The sequence below is a fragment of the Nocardioides sp. CPCC 206348 genome (genome assembly GCF_048654705.1).
In the GTDB taxonomy this organism is placed as follows: domain Bacteria; phylum Actinomycetota; class Actinomycetes; order Propionibacteriales; family Nocardioidaceae; genus Nocardioides.
Genome location: NZ_JBMCZA010000191.1, coordinates 24,041 through 28,797, shown reverse-complemented (window position 1 = coordinate 28,797; position 4,757 = coordinate 24,041). Strand labels below are relative to the sequence as shown.

At 71.5% G+C, this 4,757-nt stretch carries 5 protein-coding genes; 2 read left to right on the top strand and 3 right to left on the bottom strand.

The window, feature by feature from the left end; genetic code table 11:
* Positions 1-10 precede the first annotated feature (10 nt).
* On the top strand, positions 11-2,296 hold the full coding sequence (xdhB, locus tag ACOADB_RS16540; RefSeq protein ID WP_378600839.1) for a xanthine dehydrogenase molybdopterin binding subunit: 2,286 nt from the start codon (positions 11-13) through the stop codon (positions 2,294-2,296).
* Between the two features lies 1 nt (position 2,297).
* Entirely contained in the window at positions 2,298-3,134 is an 837-nt protein-coding gene (gene xdhC / locus ACOADB_RS16535; RefSeq protein WP_378600760.1) for a xanthine dehydrogenase accessory protein XdhC, read from the top strand.
* Here the strand turns inward: xdhC and ACOADB_RS16530 are convergent.
* The 3 genes from ACOADB_RS16530 to ACOADB_RS16520 all read right to left on the bottom strand — a co-directional run.
* Entirely contained in the window at positions 3,087-3,581 is a 495-nt protein-coding gene (locus ACOADB_RS16530; protein WP_378600757.1) for a nucleoside deaminase, read from the bottom strand. The two genes, xdhC and ACOADB_RS16530, sit on opposite strands and share 48 nt — an antisense overlap.
* Positions 3,582-3,591: 10 nt before the next feature.
* Positions 3,592-4,434, bottom strand: a complete 843-nt coding sequence (locus tag ACOADB_RS16525) for a MurR/RpiR family transcriptional regulator (protein ID WP_378600754.1) — start codon at positions 4,432-4,434, stop codon at positions 3,592-3,594.
* Positions 4,424-4,757 (bottom strand): M20/M25/M40 family metallo-hydrolase (locus tag ACOADB_RS16520; protein WP_378600751.1); only part of this gene is annotated, 334 nt, incomplete at its 5' end. The genes ACOADB_RS16525 and ACOADB_RS16520, both read right to left, overlap by 11 nt.

Here is a 4,757-nt window from a genome sequence, read left to right as displayed (position 1 = left end):
TCGAGGCTCGCTGGCGCTCGCACCTCAACCAGCGGGAGGAACGATGATCGGCCGGCCGATTCCGCACGAAGCCGCGGCGCTGCACGTCACCGGTCGCGCGCTCTACACGGACGACGTCGCCGCCCGGACTCCCGGGCTGCTGCACGCGCACCCCGTCCAGGCGCCCCACGCACACGCCCGGATCACCCGCCTGGACGTTGCCCCCGCCCTCGACGTCCCAGGAGTCGTGCGGGTCCTGACCGCCGAGGACGTTCCGGGCGTCAACGACGCGGGCACCAAGCACGACGAGCCGCTGTTCCCCGACGAGGTGATGTTCTTCGGGCACGCGGTGGCGTGGGTGCTGGCCGACGACCTGGAGAGCGCGCGCCTCGGCGCGCTCGCCGTCGAGGTCGACTACGAACCATTGCCGTCGATCATCGAGGTCACCGATGCGATCGCCCAGGACAGCTTCCAGGGTGCGCGGCCGCGGCTCGAGCGCGGTGACGTCGACGCGGGATTCGCGGCCAGCAGTCACGTGTTCGAGGGCGAGATCGAGTTCGCAGGACAGGAGCACTTCTACCTCGAGACGCACGCGTCGCTGGCGAGCATCGACGACGACGGCCAGGTGTTCGTGCAGTGCAGCACCCAGCACCCGACCGAGACGCAGGAGATCGTGGCCCACGTCCTCGGCCTCGCCAGCCACCAGGTGACGGTGCAGTGCCTGCGGATGGGCGGAGGATTCGGCGGCAAGGAGATGCAGCCCCACGGATTCGCGGCGATCGCGGCGCTCGGTGCCCGGCTCACCGGTCGCCCTGTCCGGGTGCGGCTGACCCGCCAGCAGGACATGACGATGACCGGCAAGCGGCACGGCTTCCACGCGTCGTGGAAGGTCGGGTTCGACGACGACGGGCACCTGCAGGCGCTGATTGCGACACTCACCTCGGACGGTGGCTGGAGCCTGGACCTGTCCGAGCCCGTCCTCTCGCGCGCGCTGTGCCACATCGACAACGCCTACTGGATCCCTCACCTGGCGGTGGACGGCCGGATCGCGCGCACCCACAAGACCTCGCAGACCGCGTTCCGCGGCTTCGGTGGCCCGCAGGGGATGCTCGTGATCGAGGACATCCTGGGACGAGTGGCACCCATCCTTGGCATCGAGGCGCACGAGCTGCGACGGCGCAACTTCTACGTCGACGAGCAGCCGACGCCGTACGGACAGCCGGTGCGGCACGCCGCTCGTCTCGACCGCGCCTGGCAGCAGGTCCTCGACACCAGTGACTTCGCCAAGCGGCGTGACGACATCGCGAGCCACAACGCCCAGAACCCCGATTCCAGGCGGGGTCTGGCGATCACGCCGGTGAAGTTCGGGATCTCCTTCAACTTCACGTCGTTCAACCAGGGCGGGGCGCTCGTGCACGTCTACAAGGACGGCTCGGTGCTGATCAACCACGGCGGCACGGAGATGGGCCAGGGCCTGCACACCAAGATGCTGCAGGTCGCCGCCACCGCGCTGGGGCTGCCGATCGAGCGGGTCCGGCTGGCGCCGACGCGCACCGACAAGGTGCCGAACACGTCCGCCACTGCGGCCAGCTCGGGCGCCGACCTCAACGGCGCTGCGGTGAAGGACGCGTGCGAGCAGATCCTGGCGCGGCTCGCACCGGTCCGCGACCGCCTCGCCCCCGAGACGTCGTGGGAAGAGCTTGTCCGGACCGCCTACTTCGACCGGATCCAGCTCTGGGCCGCCGGCTTCTACCGGACGCCCGGCCTGAGCTGGGACGTGTCGACGATGACCGGCAACCCCTTCAAGTACTTCGCGTACGGCGTCGCGGCGGCCGAGGTCGAGGTCGACGGCTTCACCGGCGCCTACCGGGTGACCCGGGTCGACATCGTCCACGACGTCGGCGACAGCCTCTCCCCGCTGGTCGACCTCGGGCAGATCGAGGGCGGGTTCGTGCAGGGCGTCGGCTGGCTCACGCTCGAGGACCTGCGGTGGGACAGCTCCGACGGCCCGTCGCGCGGTCGGCTCGCGACCCAGTCGGCGTCGACGTACAAGCTGCCGAGCCTCTCGGAGATGCCGACCGACCTCCGGGTCGCGCTGCTCGAGCACGCGGCGGACGACGGCGCGGTCTACGGATCGAAGGCCGTCGGCGAGCCGCCCCTGATGCTGGCGTTCGCGGTGCGCGAGGCCTTGCGGGACGCGGTCAGCGCGTTCGGACCGGGCGGGGTCACCGTCGAGCTCGCCTCGCCCGCCACCCCCGAAGCCGTCTACTGGGCCATCCAGGCCGCGAAGGCCCAGGCCACGAGGGTGGAGGCCTGACATGGACTGGCTGCGCGCGCTCCAGCACCTGCGTGACACGCGGACGCCCTGCGTCCTGGTCACCGTTGCCGAGGTCCGTGGACACGCGCCGCGCGAGGCCGGCGCCAAGCTCGTGGTCAGCGCGACGGAGACCTGGGGGAGCGTCGGCGGCGGCAACCTCGAGGAGGCCGCCGTACGACGGGCGCGCGTCCTGCTGGCCGACGGCACCGTGACACCGGTGACCGAGCGCCACGACCTCTCGGACAAGGCGCCCCTGGAACACGGGGTGCAGTGCTGCGGGGGCGAGGTCACCCTGCTGCTCGAGCCGGTGGGCGTGCTGGCGTCGTACGCGATCTTCGGGATGGGCCACGTGGGGTTCGAGCTGGCGTTGCTGCTGGGGCGCCACGACCTCGAGCTGCACCTGGTCGACTCCCGGGCCGACCAGCTCGACGACGCGCGACTGGCGCCGCTGCTGACCGGACCGGCAGACGTCCACGTGCACCGGGTTCCCGTGCTCCCGGAGCTCGTCATCGCCGAGCTGCCGCGCGGCACGCACGCCCTGGTGCTGACCCACGACCACGCCGAGGACCTCGCGCTGCTCGACGCGCTGCTGCGCTCCGACGTGCCCGGTTCGATCGGCCTGATCGGATCGTCGGCGAAGTGGGTGCGGTTCCGGTCGAAGCTGGCCGACCTGGGTCACTCGCCGGAGGTGATCGGAAGGATCCGCACACCCATCGGCGATCCCGCGGTCACGGGCATCCACAGCAAGAAGCCGGCCGCGATCGCGCTGGCCGTCGCCGCAGAGCTCCTGTCAGTACGCAGTCCGCTTCTCGTGGGCGAGCCACGCGTCGAACGGTGACGACGCGTTGTCCGGGCGCAGGTTGTCGATGTCCATCGACCACTCCGACCTCGGTCGATCGAAGAGCTCGTAGAACTCCCGGTCGTCGAAGCCGCCGCGGGCCGCGTCCTCGCGGTCGGCCGCGTAGACGACGCGGTCCAGCCGGGCCCACAACGAGGCCGACAGGCACAGCGGGCACGGCTCGCACGAGGTGTAGAGCGAGCAGCCGGCGAGGCTGAACGAGCCGATCGCCGTACACGCGGCGCGGATCGCCATCACCTCTGCGTGGGCGGTCGGGTCGAGGTCGCGGGTGACGCGGTTCTGGCCGAACGCGATCAGCTTGCCGTCCTGGACGATGACCGCGCCGAAGGGCCCGCCACCGTCGTCGACGTTGGCGGTCGCGAGCTCGACCGCGCGGGCCAGCCAGGCTGCGTCCTTGTTCAGGTCGTCGTTCGGGTCGCCGGTCACTGGTCGCCTCTCATTCCACTTCACCGAGTTGTTCGTAAGTCTCGCTGATCCGGCGCACGCGGGCGCTCCCGGTACGACGACACGCGGCGAGCACGCCGTCGGCCAGCACGCTGACCAGCGCCATCGGTGCGGCATAGCTGTCGAACGCCAGCGCGTGCTGCAACGGGCACTCCAGCCAGATGCTTGCGTGGGAGGCATGCGCCACCGCCGTCGGGTCGCCGAGGAGTACGACGGTCGCGCCGGTCGCGTGCGCAGCCGCGAGGAAGGCCGCGAAGTGCTGCGGCCGGCGACGGAAGCCGACGACCACGATCACGTCGGCGGGCCCGAGCCCGACCAGTTCCTCGCCGGTCGTCTGGCCCGGCACGGGGGCGATCCGGACGTCGTCGCGGGCCTGGGCGAGCTGCTCGCGCAGGTGCAGGGCGACGGGGTAGCTGTTGCGCCAGCCGACCACGAGCACCCGCTCGGCCAGGGCGACCAGGCCGGCGACCTCGGGCAGCCGGGGATGCCCGACGGCGCGCAGGATCGCGGCCTGCTCGGCTGCCGCCAACGTCTCCGGGTCCGGGGCGCCGTCGATCCGACGGGGCTCGCCGGTCGCCCGCAGTCCGCGCAGGTGCTCGCGCACCTCGTCGAAGTCTGCGAACCCCAGGCTGCGGAACAGTCGGCTCATCGTCGCCCGCGACACCCCGGCGAGCTCGGCCAGTTCCGCGGCGCGGTACGTCGCGAGGTCGTCGAGGTGCTCCAGCAGGGTGCCGGCTGCCCGCCGCTCCTGGGGGCTCAGCTCGTCATGGCGTTCGGCGATCCGTTCGTCGATCCGCTGGCTGGCCTGCTGGTCGGTCCGCTGTTCAGCCGCCATGGTCGGCCTTCCACGTCGCAGCCACCTCGAGCACCGCCTGCTCGAACGCGTCGATCCCGCGTGCGACGTCGATCTCGCGCACACCCTCGTCGGGGTGGTGGCTGATGCCGTCATGGCACCGGACGAAGAGCATGCCGATGTCGGTGATCGCCGCGATCGCCATCGCGTCGTGGCCGGCCCGGCTCCACAGGCCCATCGGGTTCGGGTCTCCGGTGCTGCGAATGCCCGCAACCACGGCGTTCTGGAGCCATCCGGCGCACGGCGCGGCCGGCGCCTCGTGGTTCATGACGACGTCGAGGCGGAGGTCGCGCGCCGTACAGATC

Coding starts and splice junctions, on each gene's coding strand:
- xdhC (WP_378600760.1), top strand. CDS start 2,298: ATGGACTGGCTGCGCGCGCTCCAGCACCTGCGTGACACGCGGACGCCC.
- ACOADB_RS16525 (WP_378600754.1), bottom strand. CDS start 4,434: ATGGCGGCTGAACAGCGGACCGACCAGCAGGCCAGCCAGCGGATCGAC.